The sequence below is a fragment of the Dongia sp. genome, assembly GCF_041918875.1.
Lineage (GTDB): Bacteria > Pseudomonadota > Alphaproteobacteria > Dongiales > Dongiaceae > Dongia.
This window is the reverse complement of sequence record NZ_JAYRUV010000006.1, coordinates 169,154-187,129: the sequence shown is the minus strand read 5'-3', so window position 1 is coordinate 187,129 and position 17,976 is coordinate 169,154. Positions and strand designations below refer to the sequence as shown.

The window sequence follows — 17,976 nt, the reverse complement described above, 5'->3', positions numbered from 1 at the left end:
AAATCGATCTCCAAAGGAGAACTTAAATGGCTCAGAACGAAGTCCAGCTTGCCGCTGGTACCCGCAGCAACCTGCTGCTGCTGCAAAGGACCACTGCAAGCTTGGAGCGTACCCAGCTCCGTCTCGCGACCGGCAACAAGATCAACTCCGCCCTGGAAGGCCCGGCAAGCTTCTTCGCCGCCAAAGGCCTCAACCAGCGCGCCGGTGACTTGAACGGCCTCAAGGACGGTATCGGCCAGGCGATCAGCACGATCAAATCGGCCGACACCGGTATCACCAACATCGAAAAGCTGGTCGAACAGGCCCGCGGCCTCACCACCCAGGCGCTTGGCTCGTTGGGCACCGACGCCTCCTCGGTGTCGTTGCGCGAAAGCCTTGCCAACCAGTACAACACGCTGCTCCGCAACATCGACACCCTGGCGAAGGATGCCGGCTATCAGGGCAAAAACCTGCTGGTCGGTTCGGGTCTCTCGATCGACGCCACTTCCTCGTCGAAAGCCGCCGTCAATGCCCTCGCTGGCATCGGCAGCGCCACCACCACCAACGTCGTCTCGGCCGACAATTACAAGATCACCGTGACGGGCGATGGTGCGATCTCCGGGTCGAGCAATGATATCGCTCGCGCCCAGTCCGACCGCGGTATTTCGAACCTTGAAATCAGCGGCTTTGCGTCGACCACCAATGCCAACTACGATTCGATCACGATCAAATTGTCGGGCGGCACGGGTAAGGACAAGACCTTCACCGTTACCGAAGGCAATGAAACCATTACCCAGACCTTCTCGGCCCTCGACTCGCAGATCGCGGTGTCCAACGGCGTGGACCTGCGTTTTTCGCACAAGTTCACCAGCGGCACCAATGTCAGCTTCAACGTCGATTTCGAAGCCATCGAAGACGTGCCGGATACCGCCGGCGTCGGCGTGTCGGTGATCGAAAAGAACGTCGATCTGCAGCTGATCGTCACCAACCAGAACGGCGAAATTGTCACCCGGGACGGTCAGAACCTGCTCGGTCAGGGTAAGCTGTCGAATGGTGAAAATGCTTTCGCCTTCGATTCGGGTACGGCTCGCGTCGTCGTGGACGAGCGCCAGTTGCTGCAGAGTTCGAAATACGATGCAGCGGTCGGCACGGCCTACGGCACGGGTGCCAATGCGGTCAGCACGATCAACATTGCCACCATCAGCAGCATTTCGGCCAACTACGCCGTGTCGATTGCAGCTGTCGGCACGTCGTTCGACTACCAGACCAACAACTTCACCACCTTTAGCGTCACCGCCCATGCGGATGGCGCTGCGGGTTCGGCGGCGGTCACGGTCGCGGTTTCGGCCGGCGCCACCAACTCGGTCGAGAACCTGTTTGCGGCTCTCGTCTCGGGTGCCGATGCTTCGATTGCATTCAACTTCAACGAACTGAAGTTCACGGCATCGGCGGCTCAGGCCACCGCGGCCGAAGTCAGCACCACGCTGACGGGTCAGAACATCAGCCTGGGTGCAATCGCAGTTCTCAGTGCCGAGAGCTTCGCCGACAATACCGTGACCAGCGTCAACATCACGATCACGGCAACCTCGACCTCGGTCACGTACCAGTACACCGACGAATTCGGTGGTACGGCGTCGCAGACGGTTGCCATCTCCGGGTTCTCGAACGCGGCGGTGCAATCGTTCACCTTCAGCATCCAAGGCGGCCTCAACAGCGGCGCCACCTTCGTGTTGTCGGTTGCTTCCGGTACGACGTTCCAGGCAACAGGTCAGGAACTGAACTTCAAGGTCCGCGGCGAATTCACCGCAGACCGAGCGATCAGTTTCGATGTGCGCAAGGCGAATGCGGGTTCGAGCGCCATCCTTTCCACCAAACAGGCAACGGATGCGTCGGACGCGAACAATCTTGCGGTGCAGTTGAACGAAACCAACACCAGCAACGTGACGGTTATCAGTCAGAATGTTCAAACCAACGGACAGGGATTGAAGCTCGACTTCGCCCAGAACGGATGGAATGACCGGTCCGACATCGATAACGCGATCAGACAGCTGGATGCCGCCAAGCTGACACTCAGAGCCGCATCGTCGAATCTGAGTACCAACTTGAACATCATCCAGACTCGAGAGGATTACACCAAGGAGTTCTCGGATGTGCTGACCGAGGGCGCCAGTAAACTGGTCGCAGCCGACCAGAACGAGGAAGGTGCGAACATCCTGACCCTGCAGACAAGGCAGCAGTTGGGTACGATCTCACTTTCTCTCGCCAATCAGGCGCAACAGGCCATCTTGCGATTGTTCTAATCGCAGGAGCTTGGGTAGGATCGGGCAGCGGCGTCGCCGCTGCCCGTCCATCCCCAAGGTTCGATTGATCACCGGAGAGCTGCCGGACATTCGATGGGATCTTGAGCACTAAACGGGCACCCGAATTCCAATGGAGGCCTGTCTTGCCGCTCAAATTTACCCTTCGCCCCGGCGAAAAAGTGATCGTGAATGGTGCCGTTATCGGGCGGGGTGAGGAGCCGGGCAGTTTCTATCTCTTTAACAAGGCGAACTTTCTTCGCGGCCGCGAGGTCATGAAGGACAGTGCGGCCGACACGATCGAGAAGAAACTCTATTTGATTATCCAGCTCATTTACCTTTTCCCGGAGAATGCCCCGGAAAATCTTGTGAAATTCGAGACCATTCTGGCGGAAACCATGCGACACCGGGCAGATGCGTTGGAAGCCTTAACGGAAGTGGCACGCTTGGTGCATAGCGGAGACTACTACCGGGCTCTCAAAGCGACGGCGAAGCTCTTCTAGGGTAGAATAGCGGTGCAGTCGGCAGCTTCCCGCCGCATACGGCAGGAAGGGGCTACGGAGGGAAGAAGATGAAACCAGCGACCGGATATGCAAGCCAACCCAGGGCGATGGACCCCCGCAGCACCGAGGCATGGGCGCTGTCGGAGGCTTCGCGCCGTCTGGTGCTTGCCACCCGTATCACGGATGACAATGGCGAAGCACTGCGCTCGGCGCTGGTGCTCAATCAGCGGCTCTGGTCGATCTTCCAGGCCTCGCTCATCGATCCCAGCTGCGAATTGCCGCGCGACATCCGGGATAATGTCCTGGCTTTGTCGATCCTGGTAGATCGTCATGTCATGCAGCGCCTGGCCGATCTGGATCCGACGAAGATTCAGCCGATCCTCGACATCAACCGCTCGATCGCCGAGGGGCTGTCGGCTATGCCGGATACGGCGGGCGCCGGCACCGCTGCCGCAGCAGCGAATCCGGCACCGGCTACGGGCCAGAACGCCCGGCCCGTGATGAATGTGACCGCATAGGCCCGGACAGAGGGCGGCACGAGACAGGACCGACAAGATGGCGGACAACGCGATTTCAAGCACGGTAGCTTCGGCGGCACTGATCGCCGGGAATGCGGCTATTGCCAAGCTCACGGCCGCCGACACCTCGCGGATAATTGCGGAGACGAGTGCCAAGGAAACGAGCAATACTGCCGCCGAGGATCTTGAAGCCATCAACGATCAGGTCGCGCAGATGATTGAGCAGACAAAGCTCAACAATGCGGGCAAGGTAACCAGTTACGAAAAAGAAACCTACGACGTTTCCATCGACAACAATATGACGGCGCGGGATATCGGCATCCTGCGCAAGAATGACAGCCGCCTCAATCTCTTCAGCTCATTGACCAAGGGCGATACGGTCGATGTTTTCAAGTTCCGCGTCACGACCACCGGCTACACCAAACTGGGCACGCTGATTGCCGATCCAGAGGACAAGGAACTGCTGCGCATCCAGATATTCTCCAAGAGCAGCGGTATCCTGATCGCCGATCGCGACCCCGAATCCGGCGACGCCTATGAAAACTATCAGAAGCTTGAAGCCGGCACGTTCGAACTGAAGCAGGACGAATATGCGGTCCGGGTCTCGCGGATGCCTGGCACGGATTCGTTATCGCAGAACGAGATTCAGTATGTCGTCCAGCTCAGCCAGGGCCTCTACAAGAACGATTTCGACACGATCGAGAAAGGCAAGTCCTCAAGCCAGGACGCCTATGGATTTGCGACCACGCTGGCCAACAATGCCGACAGCCTCATCAGCGGCCTGAGCGCGGCCTCGACCTTCATTTCCAGCCTTCCCGCCATCGGAACGTCCGCCACGAGCAAACTGACCGGGGCACTTTACGACGCCTTGTTTTGATGGAGCTTCCCATGTCGGGCCAGACTTACGAGCAACCCTTGCGCATTTTCATCGGCTATGACCATCGTCAGGCCGTGTCCTATAACGTGCTGCAGTTCAGCATCTTTCGCCGCTGCTCGAAGCCGGTTGCGATCACGCCGCTGGTGCTGCCTACCCTGCCGATCACCCGGTCGGGGCTGACACCCTTTACTTTCAGCCGGTTCCTTACGCCCTGGCTTGCCGGGTATCAGGGCTGGGCCATGTTCCTCGATACCGACTATCTGTGCTTGGCCGATCTTGCCGAGCTCTTCGCCCTTTGCGATGACCGCTACGCCGCCATGGTATCGAAGAACGTCAAGAAATTCGAATGGGCCTCGATGATCATGTTCAATTGCGGTCATCCGGCAAATCGCGTGCTCACCCCGGAATATGTCCAGGATCCCAATCAGGCGCGAGCCCCGCACGGGCTCGACTGGCTGCCGGACGAGCTTGTCGGCGATCTGCCGCGCGAGTGGAACCATCTGGTCGGCTACGATCCGCCGCGCAAGGATGCCAAGCTGGTTCATTATACGCAGGGCATGCCGGTCTTCGAAGAAACCCAGGGCAGCGAATATACGCAGGAATGGCTCGCGGAACATCAGACGTCCAACCAGACGCAGACTTGGCAGGATCTGATGGCGCGTTCGGTTCATGCTGCTAAAACGGCATCAGGCCGCAAAGTTGCCAAGTTGCATCGCGAGGCACTTCCGCCTCAGGCCTAACTCATTGTTTTCCTGAAAAAAAAGGCCCGAGATTGCTCTCGGGCCTTTTCGTTTGCGCATCTGGCCGGCTCAGACCGGCTCGACCAGGACCGGCTTCTCCGGCTTGCGTTCAACCAGAACCCAGAACCCCTGCGGCATTTTCTGGAAGACGGTGAGATCGAAGCGTTCCATGAATTTCGGCAGCCACCAGCTGGGCGGTTCCTGGATCAGATGCGCATTGCGCCCGTCGGGCAGCACTTTTATTGCCGGGCCGGTATGAACGGTGAAGAAACCCCGCTTCATCACCAATCGTTTGAGATGGTCGAGAACATTGTCGAGATAGTCCGGCTCGATATGTTCCAGCACGTCGATGCAGCAAACGAACCCGCAGGGCGCCGGATCGGCCGCCCATTCCGGACGGGCCGGATCGTAATGATGGATGTTGAGTGGGGTGCTTATAAGCTGCCGAAGAGTCTCGCCAAGACGCCCCTTGCCGGCGCCGTAGTCAAGCAACTCGTTTGTACCTGTCTGCTGCAGGATTTTGGCGACGACCGGGGCATATTGCACCGATGCCACGCCGTAATTGGGGTTCTCATGCAGCTTTTCCTGCATGCGGCGATATTCTTCGCTGATCTGTCCGCCGGGTGTCGCCATGATATCGCTCCATTTCGTGGCCATAGCATACTTAATAGACTAGCAGTTTTTATGCCAGCGCGTCTGCCTTGCCGTCTGGTGGCCATGTTTGGCACGGATTCTGCTCGACATTCCTGGACATTTCCTTAATGGCCACCTACCGTCAGGAACAGACATGATCCCCATGCTAGCCGATGCGGAGCCGAGGGCGACAAATATGCAGATGGATCCGCGCGTCATCGACGCCGTCAGGAAATACGACGCCGGCATGCCGGTAGTCGCGATCCCCTACCAAGGCAAGAAGCTGCGTTACGCCTTACCGGGCAAGACGCCATTGTGGCGTGTCCAGACCTTGTTCACCAAGGAACCGTCAACCATCGAGTGGCTGGAATCGATCGAACAGGGCGCCGTCCTGCTCGATGTCGGGGCCAATGTCGGCATGTATACGGTCTTTGCCGCGGTCATGCGCGACGCCCATGTCTATGCTTTCGAGCCCGAATCCCAGAACTATGCCCTCCTCTGCCGCAATCTGGTCGGCAACAATCTGTTCGACCGCGTGACGGCCTTTTGCTGTGCCCTGTCCGACGAGGCGAAGTTCAGTACCATCCATCTGTCGCAATTTACCATCGGCGGATCCTGCCACAGCTTCGACGCATCGGTCGATTTCAAGCTGGAACAGCGCGACTCGCCCTTCATCCAGGGCTGCTTCTCGGCCCGCATCGATCAGCTGGTGGCGGACGGCGTCATGCCGGTTCCCAATTACATCAAGCTCGATGTCGACGGTTTCGAGCACAAGGTCATTGCCGGCGGTGCCGAGACATTGCGCCATCCGGACGTGCGTTCGCTGATCATCGAAATCAATCCGCATCTGGCCGAACATCGCGAGATCATCGATATCCTGGCCGGTTACGGCTTCCATTACGATCCGGCGCAGGTCGCTCGCGCGGCGCGCACCGAAGGTGCCTTTACTGGAGTGGGTGAGTATGTTTTCCGACGTTAAGCTGCATGTGATCTACAACATCGCCAATACCCGGGTGCGCACATATCCTTTTCCTCATATCTACGTCCCGGAAGTCTTCCCGGACGGTTTCTATCGGGAATTGCGGCGCAACCTGCCGGACAATGATGGCTATATCGCCCTTGCGGACACCAAGCGGGTGGGCACCGGATATTCGCGGGCGCGCCTGTCGCTCTTTCCGAACGATCTGGACAAGGCCAAAATCAGCCCCGCGCAGCGCGATTTCTGGCGGCGTGTGTTCGACACGCTGGGCGATTCCGAGTTCGTCTCCTGCGTGTTCGACCGGTTCCGACCGTCGATCGAGCAACGCTTTTACAAGGGCGACGAGAAGCGCCGCGGACTGAAGGTCTGGCACGAGACGTTCCTGATGCGCGACCTGGAGACCTACTCGCTGGGGCCACATACGGACAGCCCGACCAAGCTTGTCTCGATGCTGTTTTATCTGCCCGAAGACGATTCATCTGCGGAGCTCGGCACCGCGCTTTACCTGCCGAAGGACCGCAAGTTCATCAGCGAGGGCGGACCGCACCTGGAGTTCGGCGATTTCGACCACGTCATCACCGTGCCCTATGCGCCGAACGTGGTGGCCTCGTTTCCCAAGACCCAGGCCTGCTTCCACGGGGTCGAACCGGTGAAGGGTCCGAACAAGCAGCGGGATATCCTCTTCTTCGATCTGAAGGGCAACCTCAAGGATTGAGCTGAGTACCCAGGCGTTCGGCGCGGTAGCCGCCGGCCAGCTTGGCCCGCCACCAGGGCTCGTTTTCGAGATACCAGGCGACCGTTGCCGCGAGACCGGCATCGAATTCCGTCGTCTGCCGCCAACCCAGCTCCCGTTCCGCCTTGCCTGGATCGATGGCATAGCGGAAATCATGGCCCGGCCGGTCGCTCACAAACTCGATGCGGTCGGCATAGCTGCCCGCGTTCGATGGCCGCAAACGGTCGAGCTGCGCGCAGATGGTGCGCACCACATCGATGTTCCGGCGTTCGCCATGCCCGCCGATATTGTATTTCTCGCCCGGGCGGCCGCGTTCGGCGACAGCGCACAGCGCCGTCACATGATCCCCCACGAACAGCCAGTCGCGGATATTGGCGCCCTGCCCGTAGACCGGCAATGTCTCGCCGTTGAGAGCGCGGATGACGATATGGGGGATGAGCTTTTCCGGAAACTGGAAGGGCCCGTAATTGTTGGAGCAATTGCTGATCACGACCGGCAAGCCATAGGTCACGTGCCAGGCGCGCGCCAGGTGGTCGGAAGCGGCCTTGCTGGCCGCATAGGGCGAATTCGGGCGATAGGCGCTTTCCTCGGTGAAGGCCCCCGTGGCACCCAGCGCGCCATAGACTTCGTCGGTCGAGACATGGACGAAGCGGAAGCCAGCGCGCGCCGCCGCATCCAACGCGCGCCAATAGCCCAGTGCCGCCATCAACAGGCGCTCAGTCCCGATTACATTGGTCTGCAAGAACGCCTCGGGCCCGTCGATCGACCGGTCGACATGGGTCTCGGCTGCCAGATGGAAGACCCAGTCCGGGCGGAACTGCGCGAAGATTCCCTGCACGGTGGCAAGGTCGGCAATATCGGCGATGGCAAGGCCATAATTCGCCTGCCCCTCGACCGCGCGCAGGGAGGCGAGATCCGCCGCATAGGTCAGCTTGTCGAGATTGAGTACTTCGTAACGGGCGTCTGCCGCCAGGCGGCGGCACAGAGCCGACCCGATGAAACCGGCGCCGCCGGTCACTAAAACGCGCGTTCTTGCCATCGCCGCTCCCGCACTAACTGCCCATTGCCCAAGGGCGGCAGATGCTACCGCAACCCTCAAGAATTGCTGATGCATTTCTGCCTAGGTCGTCGCACCGCGTCTACAAGTATCTGATGTTCATAAGAAAATAGCCACGATCAACGTGGCCCAAGACTTGCTTCTGTGCACCCAAGCATAACCCATCTGAACCGGGCGAGGTCTAAATGAGCATCCTTGGGGCAATGTTTACGGCGGTCAGCGGTGTAAACGCCCAATCGAAATCCCTCGGGCATATTTCCGACAACATCGCCAACTCCCAGACCACGGGCTATAAGAAGGTCGATACGCGTTTCGAAACGCTGATCACCGTCTCGAATGCCAACCTGCACCAGCCGGGCGGCGTCGTCGCCTCGCCCTCTTACGCCAACTCGCTGCAGGGCAACGTCAACCAGACGCAGACTCTGACCAACATGGCGATCAGCGGCAATGGCTTCTTCGTCGTGAGCCGCGCCGAATCGCAGACCGCCAACCAGACCCTGTTCAATGACCTCGCCTATTACACCCGCGCCGGCGATTTCGAAGTAAATCGCGATGGCTACCTGGTCAACAATGGCGGCTACTATCTCAATGGCTGGGCTGTAGACGAGGATACCGGCATTGCCGACACCTCGACCCTGGCGCCGATCCAGATCACCCAGACGATAGACGAGCCGACCGCCACGACCGAACTCGAATTCGTCGGCAACCTGCCGGCGTCGTCCGTCGTCAATCCGACCCCGCCGCTGGCGCCCACCAATATCAAGATCTACGACGCGCTCGGTAACCCGCATACCGTCTCCCTGGTCTGGGAAAAGCGCGCCGACAATCTGTGGAAACTGGACATCGTCGCCGCCGACAGCACCCTTGATCCGGTTTCGGGTACGCTGGTCGGCGTCAACGACCAGGCGATGGTCCTCGCACCGACTACCGCCAACGTGCCGGCGGTATCGCAGGTCGATACAGTCACACTGCCGTCGGACGGCTTGGGCTTCGGTCAGTCCTTGACCTTCACAATCGGGTCGAACTCGGTCACCGTAACCGCGCCCGTCGGTGGCTACACCCAGGCCCAGACCGGCTCGGCCATGGTCGCCGCCATCAACGCCAACCCGGGCCTTGCCGCGCAGGTGACTGCCGGCAACCTGACCGCAACGACATTCGACGTCTCCGCCGATGTCGGCGGTACGCCCTTCTCCCTCACTCTGGGCGGCAGCGGCTCCGGCCAGACCAACCTCGTCACCATCCCGGCCGGCGGCCTGGCACTCGGTGAAACCATCGACGTGGATATCAACGGCACACTCATCTCCCACACCGCCGCGGCCGCCGAGACAGCAACGCAGGCACGTGACGCGCTTATCGCCTTGATCAACGCCAACGCAACGGTCAACACGGTCGTAACGGCCGATGTCTCGACCGCGAATTCGTTCATCATCAACGCGGACGCGGCGCAAGGCACATTCCTGAATACCGTCACCACCACGCCTTCGCCCTTGGCCGCCGGTGCTGTCACCGACGCTCAATCGACCGGTGCCAGCTCGGCCAACACGACCGCCAACGGCCTGCCGGTGGCGCAGGTCGACACCGTGACCTTGAGCGGAACGGTCGGACCGGGTGAAATCGGCGACACCTGGACCTTGAATGTTGGCTCGCAGACTGTCACCTATATCGCCAACGGCACCGAAACCAGCCTCAACGACGTTGCCGTCGGTCTTGCCGCGCTCATCAACGCCAATTCATCGCTGGGTGTCACCGCGACGGCTCTCGGCTCGACTGTGCAATTGACCGCGATTAACGCGGGCACGGCCTTCGCCGCGACAGTCAGCGCCTCGAACGGCACCACGGATTCCTTTATCGACGTACAGTTCGGCACTTCGGCGGCGACCGCCGGCCAGCTGGTCGGCCTCAGCAACGCCTACAACCTCAACGGCAATGCGACGACGCCGACCGCGCAAAGTGCCGGCGAAGATGCCATCATCACCTTCCAGGTCGATTACGGTGTCGGCCCGCAGACGATCGAACTCAATCTGGGACAATTCCAGACCACAGTCGGCGTTACCCAATTCTCCGGCAAGACGATCGACGTGCGCCGCTTCACTCAGGACGGCTTGCCCCAGGGCATCTTCAAGGACCTCAACATTCGCGAAAATGGCGATGTCGAACTCAATTACGACAATGGCAACAGCCGCGTCTTCTTCAAGGTGCCGATCGCGCAATTCTACGATGCCAACACCTTGAAGCGCGAAGGCGGCCAGGCCTTCACCGAAACCTTCGACAGCGGGTCGGCCAGACTGTCGGGCGCTGGCGAGAACGGCGCCGGCACCTTGCGCGGTTCGGCGGTGGAAGGCTCCAACGTCGATATCGCCGAGGAATTTTCCAAGATGATCGTAACCCAGCGCTCCTACTCCGCCAACACCCGCGTCATAACGACGGCGGACGAGATGCTGCAAGACATCATCAACATCAAGCGCTAAGCCGATTAGCAGTCCGGGATTAGGCCATCATGTCGCTGACAGGCGCCCTCAATGCCGCAGTAGCGAGCCTTCGGGTCAATCAGGCCAGCATTCAGGTGCTGTCGGCCAATATTGCCCACGTCAACGACCCGAACTACACGCGCAAGACCCTCAGCCGCGAAGCGATGACGCTGGGCGAAAATCAGGTCGGCAGCGTCGCCATTGGCTCCTATTCGAGCGCCGTCAGCGAAAGCCTGCGCAAGCAGATGGAAGCGTTGATCGCCAGCAACGGCGCCAGCGGTGCACAGAACGACTACATGTCGCGCGTCCAGCAATTGCTGGGCACCAGCACCGACCAGGCAGCACTGCCCAATCTGCTGTCCCAGTTCACCACCGCCTGGCAGACGCTGCAGGCGACGCCGGAATCGACGGCCGCGCAGACCGCAGTGATCCGCTATGGCGAACAGCTGACGGAAGAAATCAACCGGGTCGCCGCCGGCATCGATGCCATCGATAGCGAGGCCAGGGACGATATCGGTCAGTCGGTCGACAAGCTCAACGGCCTGCTCGAGCAGGTATTCGAACTCAACGTCCGCCTGCGCTCCACCAGCGAGGACGGCGCGATGCGCACCGATCTCGTCGATCAGCGCGACGCCCTGGTACGCGATATCGCGCAGTATGTGGACGTCCGGACGGTTGAGCGCGAGAATGGCGCGATCGCCCTATTTACGCCGGCCGGCCTGAGCCTTGTCGATGGGCCGCCGTCGAAATTCGTCTATGACGGCACCAATGTGTACCGTTCCGAAGACCCGACAACGCCGGTAGACAGCTTGCTGCGCGAAGGCAAGATTCGCGCCCTGCTCGATTTCCGCCTCGACAACAGCGGCAAATCCGTCGCCGTCAGCTCCGATCCTTCGACCGAAGTCGTCCGCAAGATCCGCTCGCAGCTCGATGCCGTCGTCAAGGCGATGACTTCGACCACAGGCTCCACATTCAGTTCCGCCTACGATGCGGCCGGACAATCGCTGCGCATCGAGGCCGCCTTCCAGACGACAGTCGAGGCACAGCCGGCTTCGCCTCAATACTCGACCGTTTCGCTGAGCGGCGATCTCCGGCCCGGCGACGTCTTCGAGGTCGAGATCAACGGCCGCATCTTCAGCTATACCGCCACCGCGACCGACGCGACGCTCGACGGAATCGCCGCCAAGCTCTCGGCCCTGATCAATGGCGACACGACCCTGGGGGTCACGGCCATCGCCGGAGCTTCCGCCCTGCAGCTGGTCGGGACGACGAACAACATTCCGTTCTCGATCAAGACCCGCGCCAATGGCGATCTGCCTGAGCTGCGCAGCGGCTTCTTCACGGGAACCGACCGTTTCACCTTCCAGGTCAATCAGGCGCTGCTCGACGGCACGCAGCAACTGAAGCGGAACGCGGCGTCCGACGTGGTCACCGCCCTCAACAGCACCGACCGCACTTTCGTATCGGCCGGCCTGACCATGAGCGGCGTTTCATATAAGGGCATGATGGTCGGCCTCGTCGGCACCTCGATTGCAAACGCCAAATCCATAGCCGACGAAGCCAAATTCAACGCCGAGAGCCTGACGCAGACGGAGCAGCGCTACCAGGCCGATGTCGGCGTCAATCTCGACGAGGAAATCGCCAACCTCCAGGTCCTGCAGAACGCCTATTCGGCGTCGGCCCGGCTCCTGACGGTCGTTCAGGAGCTGTTCGACACATTGCAGGCGGCCGTGAGCAGGTAACGGCAAGGAACCGATCATGAGCATCAACGCCTACAGCTCTTATGCCACCTATCTCGGCAACATTGCCGGGGTCAAGAACCTGCAAACGTCGCTGGCAACGCTGACGCAGCAGCTTAATACCGGCACGAAATCGCTGAGCCTCGTCAACTACGGCGTACAGGGCGCGCGCCTTTTGGATCTGCGCGCCGAAATCCAGCGTCGCGAAGGCTATATGGATGCCATCAAGGCGTTGACACCGGACATCAAGGCCTATGATACGATCTTCAACAGCATGGAAAAGCTCGCCAGCGACATGCACAGCGCCTTCCTGAGCCCGCTCAGCGATCCGCCCCAGGCGCAGAAGGACAAGGTCGTCCTCGACGGCGATAGCGGCGACGTCGGCGACATATTCAAGCTTTCCGTCGATGGCAAGCTGTTTTCCTACGTCACCAGCGGCATCGAGGGCAGTCTCGACGACATCGCGGGAAATCTGGCCAATCAGATCAACGCGGAACCCGGCATGCGTGTCAAGGCGAAGGCAGTGGGCAGCGAGATCACCATTGCTTCCGTCGAGATCGGCGCGACATACAATGTCGCCGCGTCGGTGACGAACGTGGCCGGCGGCACCGACAATAGCAGCACGGTGACCCAGCTTCAGGCGGCCAAGGTGTCGCCTATCGTCGACGAGATCGACAGCGCGCTGAACCAAATGCAGGCCCTGCTCAACGAGCAGGTGAACGATCGCTATCTGTTCGGCGGGCTGACGGCGAACGACAAGCTGCCGGTGCTCGACCTGCATCGGCTGCCCGACCCGTCGGGGAGCGCCAATTCCGTCAACTCGTCGACGACCCAGCAATTGGCGGCCGGCACCATTGTGCAGCAGGTCCGCATAACGACCGATTACCTCGGCGCGCTGCAGTCCGAAACTTTCACCGTCAATGCCCAGAACTTCACGTTCACCGGTCCGCTGACCGCTCAGGAACTGGCCGACCAGCTGCGCACGGCGATCAACGCTTCCGTCCCGCTCACCGGTGTCGTGACCGTCAGCGATGTGGATGCCAACGGCCTGACCATAACGGCAACGACACCCGGCACCGCCTTCAGCACCGTCATCACGGGCACTGATCCGACGCCGTCGAGCGTCGCAACCGTGCAGCCGAATGTGCCCATCGGCGCCACCCAGGTCGATCTGCTGCAGTTATCCGGTCCGGTCGGGACGATCAACGAAGTCTTCAGCGTCACGATCATGGATCCGCCGACGAATACACTGCCGGTGACAATTTCGTACCGGACCACCGGCGAAGAAGAGAGTCTTGACGATATCGTCAACCAGCTGGTTGAGAAGATCAATGCCTATCAGCCGCCGTTCAGCGTGACGGTGACGGCACCAGGCGGTGGGCAGATTCAGGTTGCCTCGTCGACGGCCTTCGAATCGCATGGCGGTGTGCAGAGTCAGCCGACGGTGAAGACCACGCAACGCACTGTGGTTCCTGTCGCCCAGGTGGATGAAGTGACATTCCCCGGTCCCTTCGGCGATTCCGGCGATGTCTATACGGTGAATTTCACGGCGCCCGTGGGCGGGCCGTTTGTGGTCAACACCACGGCGGCAGACGACGCGAAGTCCGTGGCGCAGAAATTCGCGGGCGTCATCAATGCGGCCGGCCTCGGCGTAACAGCCGCCATCAAGGGCGACAAGCTGGTGCTCGAATCCGACACGCCGGGCACACCTTTCACATATACCGCCGTCCTGACAACCGACGTCGGCCAGGTCACGACCGCACCCGCCACCGCAACGACCGTCGCCAACATTCCGGCCGGCCCACTGCCGCAGATCGATACCGTGAGTCTCTCCGGCCCAGTCGGCCGCAAAGGCGACGCCTTCGAACTGACCGTCAACGGCCGCACCGTTCGCTATGTCACGACCGGCAACGAACGCGACATGGATGCGATCGCCATCAATCTGGTGGCCTTGGTCAACGCCGCCGTCCCGGCCATGCCGGTCAGTGCCCTGGCCGGTGCCACGGGAACAGGCAGCTTTACCCTGACCGCGAATACCGTTGGCGTGGAACTCAAGACCGAACTGAATGTAATCCAGCCGACGGTCGTCACGGATCCTGTGGCACCGATCTACAACGAGCATCAAGAACCGAACGATTCCGCCAATGCCTGGCAGCGCGGCAAGATCACGATCGCTGACCAGCTGACCCTGCGCAGCACATTCTCGGCCAACGAGGCCGCATTCCAGAAACTGCAGCTGGCGCTGCGCTATGCGCAGTCCGCCGTCAACGATCTCGACAATTACCAGGAAAAGATCGAAATCGCCCGGTCGCTCACCAACGACGCCTTGACCGGTATCCGGGCGTTGCATGCCGACAACACGGTCAACGACGCCGTCATCTCGGCCACCACCCTGTCGCACCAGACATCGATCAATCTCTACAGCGACGGCACCGACAAGATCGAGGCCGTCGACAAGAACGAAGTCGCCGCCAAGCTCGACATTGCACAAACGCAGCTGCAGGCGATCTTCGCCGTGATGGGCACCACCAACCAGATATCGCTCGTGAATTTTCTGACCTGAGGACAAGTGAATGGAAACAAACCGCATCGATTTCAACCTTGCCCTCACCAACAGAAACACGACGGGCAAGTCCGGCGGTGGAGCCTCCGGCTTTGCCGATCTGCTGTTCGGTGCGATGAGCCAGAAGGCCGATGTCGCCGCTGTCGATAAAAGTCAGATCAAGACGACGGAACCCTACACGCCGCGCCGTCGCTTCGACGATTATCCGCTCAACCAGATCGACTATCGCGATCAGGGCGACAGCCATGTCGATCGCCGGATCGACAACGATCAATCCCGCTCGCGCTGGAGCACGACCGAGACTGGCTCGACCAATCCCGGCCGCGGCGCTCAGGAACGGGCCGACCGCGAGGAGCTTGGCGGACACCCAGCTCACCACGCCGTGTGCGGCGATCAGCCGGCCGACGAAACCGACGAAATCACCGATGGCCTGGCGACAGAGCCGGCCGCCGAGACCGACCTTCCGGAAGGCGACCAGGAAATCGCGCTGCAGGAGGACGGCGGGACCGGCGGCGACATGTCCGACAACGGTTCCGACGATGCCGATGCAAGGCTGCTGACGGTAATGACCACTCCGCCGGTCGAAGAAGCTGCAGCCAGCTGCGACATTGCGATCGATACTGTGGGTGAAGCGGCTGCGCTAACTGCCGGAATTCCGGCGGTGACCGACGATGCCGAGATATCGAACGCGGCGGATACCGGCGACGATGTCGCTAAGGCCGCTGCCTTGGCTGCAGCTCCCGCCCTGGTGGAAACACCAGCGCCCGAAGCGGGCGTGGACGGCGGCACGGCGCCGGAGCCCGAGGGAACTGAACACAGCGAGACAAACAAGGCGGCTGTCACCTTCTCCTCGACTCTGGCCGATGCCGAGACGGATGCGGGCGCGACGGCGGCGCAAAACCAAGCATCGGGTTTTGCTGCCAGGAATGAAAGGCAGCTTGAAGATTCAGGCAATTCGTTTCGCCGTAATCTCGCTGCCAGCCGCCGCGCCCCGGCCAATGGCCAGGGGGCCGCCCAGGCCGCCGGCAACAATGCGAACCCTCAATCGGCCAGTGCCAATGCCGAAGTTCGTGCCACCTCCCCCAGCACGATGAACAGCTCGTCGGCCCTTGCAACCGGTACGGTCCCGGCGGGCTTCGACGCTGGCTTCGGCAACGCGGCGGGCCTTCCGGGCTGGAACCTCAATCTGGCCCAGGGCGCGGTCGGCCGGCGGGGCGATTTCGTCGCCAATCTGCGCCAGCACCTGCAGAATCTGCCGGCCCACGAGCAAGTGGCCCTCACCATCCAGCGTTCGGTCCGCGATGGCGGCGGCAGCATCACGCTGCAGCTTTCACCGACGGAGCTGGGCCGCATCCATCTGAAGCTCGATATTGACGAGGATAAGAACGTCCAGGCCTCGGTTACCGTCGAACGGCCGGCGACCCTTGAACTTCTGCAGCGCGACATGAAGACGTTGGAACGGGCCTTGCAAGAGGCTGGTCTGAAAGCCGGCCCCGGCGACCTTTCCTTCAGTCTTCAGGGTGGCGACGCGGAAGCTTTTGCCCGCGATTTCGGCTCCGGCAACGGCACCGGATCGGGCGGCGGCGGATTGGGTAGCGACAATGGTGCCGAGGCTGAAACATCCCCGGTACCGTCTGCAGTCATAGAGACTGCCGACGGTTTCGTGGACGTGCAAGTCTAGGGACGAGAAAGCGGAGTAGAGGTTATGGACATTCCGAGCATCAGCGACACCCTGGCGGAGTATACCGCCAACGCCCAGGCGAATGCGACGTCCACCGGCAATTCCGCGCTGGGCGACCTTGCCGACACATATGACAATTTCCTGACGCTCCTGACCAAACAGCTGCAGAACCAGGATCCGCTTTCGCCGATGGACACGGCCCAGTTCACCCAGCAGCTGGTCGCCTTCTCCTCCGTCGAACAGCAGATCCAGTCGAACAAGCGCCTTGAACAGCTTATCAACCTGCAATCCTCGACCAACGCCTATGCGGCGGTCAGCTTCATCGGCACCGACGTCGCCATCGACAGCGACAAGATCATGCTGCAGGACAGCAAAGCGAAGTTCTCCTACGAACTCGACAAGACGGCCAGTCGCGCGACGTTGCAGATCTACGACAAGAACAACCAGGTCGTGATGATCATGGAAGCCGATCGCACTGTGGGCGAACATGCGGCGCTGTGGGATGGGACGGATTATTTCGGGAACAAGTTGGCCGACGGTGAATATCGTGTCGCGGTCAGCTACGAGGATAGCCAGGGCAAGAAGTATTCGGCCCCGATTACCTCGTATGGGACGGTGGATTCAGCCGAGATCGTCGACGGCGCAGTCTACTTAAACATTGGCTCGATCCGCGCCCCGCTCGACAAAATCCGGCAGATCACCAAGGCGACGGCCGACGCTTAACGCCCGCAACAGATTGTTATTCAAAGCAATTTTAGTCTTTTTGCAGCGATTATCGGCACCATATTTGCTGTCAGTTTAGGACTTTCTTAAATGGCCCTGGCGTATGAATGGTCCGAACCGAGACCAGAATCACGGGAAATCCTGCAGGGGATACCCAGCATGGCCATGGCAGAAATAAGACCCGCACAGAATTCGATCGGCGACGCATTGCCCAAGAGCATCGACGATCTGCCGCCTCCCGGTACGCGCCGCTGGGTCATCCGCCGCAAGGCCGAGGTCGTGGCGGGGGTCCGCGCGGGTCTTATCAGCATTGAAGAAGCCTGTAAGCGCTATTCCCTCTCTGTGGAAGAATTCCTATCCTGGCAACGTGCGATCGACCGGCACGGCCTTCGCGGCCTGCGAACGACCCGCATTCAGGACTACCGGACTATCGATCGTGTCGAGCCTGAGGATGAATCCCCACGATCGTGAGAACCTTAGGTAATA

The 17,976-nt window shown here is 60.6% G+C and carries 15 protein-coding genes; 13 read left to right on the top strand and 2 right to left on the bottom strand.

The features are described 5' to 3' along the window. Positions 1 to 26 precede the first annotated feature (26 nt). The 5 genes from ACE3TY_RS08685 to ACE3TY_RS08665 all read left to right on the top strand — a co-directional run bounded on the left by ACE3TY_RS08685 (position 27) and on the right by ACE3TY_RS08665 (position 4,914). Positions 27 to 2,279 carry a flagellin gene (locus ACE3TY_RS08685; RefSeq protein WP_374652626.1) on the top strand — a complete coding sequence of 751 codons (2,253 nt, stop codon included), beginning with the start codon at positions 27 to 29 and terminating at the stop codon, positions 2,277 to 2,279. 143 nt (positions 2,280 to 2,422) lie between these two features. After that, positions 2,423 to 2,779 (top strand): flagellar biosynthesis repressor FlbT, encoded by a 357-nt coding sequence (locus ACE3TY_RS08680; RefSeq protein ID WP_374652625.1) that lies wholly within the window; start codon positions 2,423 to 2,425, stop codon positions 2,777 to 2,779. A gap of 68 nt (positions 2,780 to 2,847) precedes the next feature. Beyond that, positions 2,848 to 3,297, top strand: coding sequence for a flagellar biosynthesis regulator FlaF (locus tag ACE3TY_RS08675; protein WP_374652624.1), 450 nt, complete (start codon positions 2,848 to 2,850; stop codon positions 3,295 to 3,297). Between the two features lie 37 nt (positions 3,298 to 3,334). Further along, complete coding sequence (locus tag ACE3TY_RS08670) at positions 3,335 to 4,174, top strand: hypothetical protein (RefSeq protein WP_374652623.1); 840 nt, start codon at positions 3,335 to 3,337, stop codon at positions 4,172 to 4,174. Positions 4,175 to 4,185: 11 nt separating this feature from the next. Further along, positions 4,186 to 4,914 (top strand): hypothetical protein, encoded by a 729-nt coding sequence (locus ACE3TY_RS08665; protein ID WP_374652622.1) that lies wholly within the window; start codon positions 4,186 to 4,188, stop codon positions 4,912 to 4,914. Positions 4,915 to 4,983: 69 nt separating this feature from the next. Here ACE3TY_RS08665 and ACE3TY_RS08660 read toward each other — a convergent pair whose 3' ends face one another. Further along, positions 4,984 to 5,547 (bottom strand): methyltransferase domain-containing protein, encoded by a 564-nt coding sequence (locus ACE3TY_RS08660; RefSeq protein WP_374652621.1) that lies wholly within the window; start codon positions 5,545 to 5,547, stop codon positions 4,984 to 4,986. A gap of 196 nt (positions 5,548 to 5,743) precedes the next feature. Between ACE3TY_RS08660 and ACE3TY_RS08655 the strand changes: the two genes are divergently transcribed. Next, the gene (locus ACE3TY_RS08655; protein WP_374652620.1) at positions 5,744 to 6,526 is read left to right on the top strand and encodes an FkbM family methyltransferase; all 783 of its coding nucleotides are present in this window, start codon (positions 5,744 to 5,746) and stop codon (positions 6,524 to 6,526) included. Further along, complete coding sequence (locus tag ACE3TY_RS08650) at positions 6,510 to 7,241, top strand: hypothetical protein (protein WP_374652619.1); 732 nt, start codon at positions 6,510 to 6,512, stop codon at positions 7,239 to 7,241. Before ACE3TY_RS08655 ends, ACE3TY_RS08650 begins: the two co-directional genes overlap by 17 nt. Here ACE3TY_RS08650 and rfbB read toward each other — a convergent pair. Further along, positions 7,231 to 8,298: a dTDP-glucose 4,6-dehydratase gene (gene rfbB, locus ACE3TY_RS08645; protein WP_374652618.1), complete on the bottom strand. Its 1,068-nt coding sequence runs from the start codon at positions 8,296 to 8,298 to the stop codon at positions 7,231 to 7,233. The two genes, ACE3TY_RS08650 and rfbB, sit on opposite strands and share 11 nt — an antisense overlap. Before the next feature lie 203 nt (positions 8,299 to 8,501). Between rfbB and ACE3TY_RS08640 the strand changes: the two genes are divergently transcribed. The 6 genes from ACE3TY_RS08640 (at position 8,502) to ACE3TY_RS08615 (ending at position 17,961) form a co-directional block, all read left to right on the top strand. Beyond that, the gene (locus ACE3TY_RS08640; protein ID WP_374652617.1) at positions 8,502 to 10,784 is read left to right on the top strand and encodes a flagellar hook-basal body complex protein; all 2,283 of its coding nucleotides are present in this window, start codon (positions 8,502 to 8,504) and stop codon (positions 10,782 to 10,784) included. 29 nt (positions 10,785 to 10,813) lie between these two features. After that, positions 10,814 to 12,526, top strand: a complete 1,713-nt coding sequence (flgK, locus tag ACE3TY_RS08635) for a flagellar hook-associated protein FlgK (RefSeq protein WP_374652616.1) — start codon at positions 10,814 to 10,816, stop codon at positions 12,524 to 12,526. Between the two features lie 16 nt (positions 12,527 to 12,542). Continuing rightward, positions 12,543 to 15,086, top strand: a complete 2,544-nt coding sequence (locus tag ACE3TY_RS08630) for a hypothetical protein (RefSeq protein WP_374652615.1) — start codon at positions 12,543 to 12,545, stop codon at positions 15,084 to 15,086. A 10-nt stretch (positions 15,087 to 15,096) separates the two neighbouring features. Beyond that, complete coding sequence (locus ACE3TY_RS08625) at positions 15,097 to 16,767, top strand: flagellar hook-length control protein FliK (RefSeq protein WP_374652614.1); 1,671 nt, start codon at positions 15,097 to 15,099, stop codon at positions 16,765 to 16,767. Positions 16,768 to 16,791: 24 nt separating this feature from the next. Beyond that, positions 16,792 to 17,490, top strand: coding sequence for a flagellar hook assembly protein FlgD (locus tag ACE3TY_RS08620; RefSeq protein WP_374652613.1), 699 nt, complete (start codon positions 16,792 to 16,794; stop codon positions 17,488 to 17,490). A 159-nt stretch (positions 17,491 to 17,649) separates the two neighbouring features. Continuing rightward, positions 17,650 to 17,961: a DUF1153 domain-containing protein gene (locus tag ACE3TY_RS08615; RefSeq protein ID WP_374652612.1), complete on the top strand. Its 312-nt coding sequence runs from the start codon at positions 17,650 to 17,652 to the stop codon at positions 17,959 to 17,961. Positions 17,962 to 17,976 lie beyond the last annotated feature (15 nt).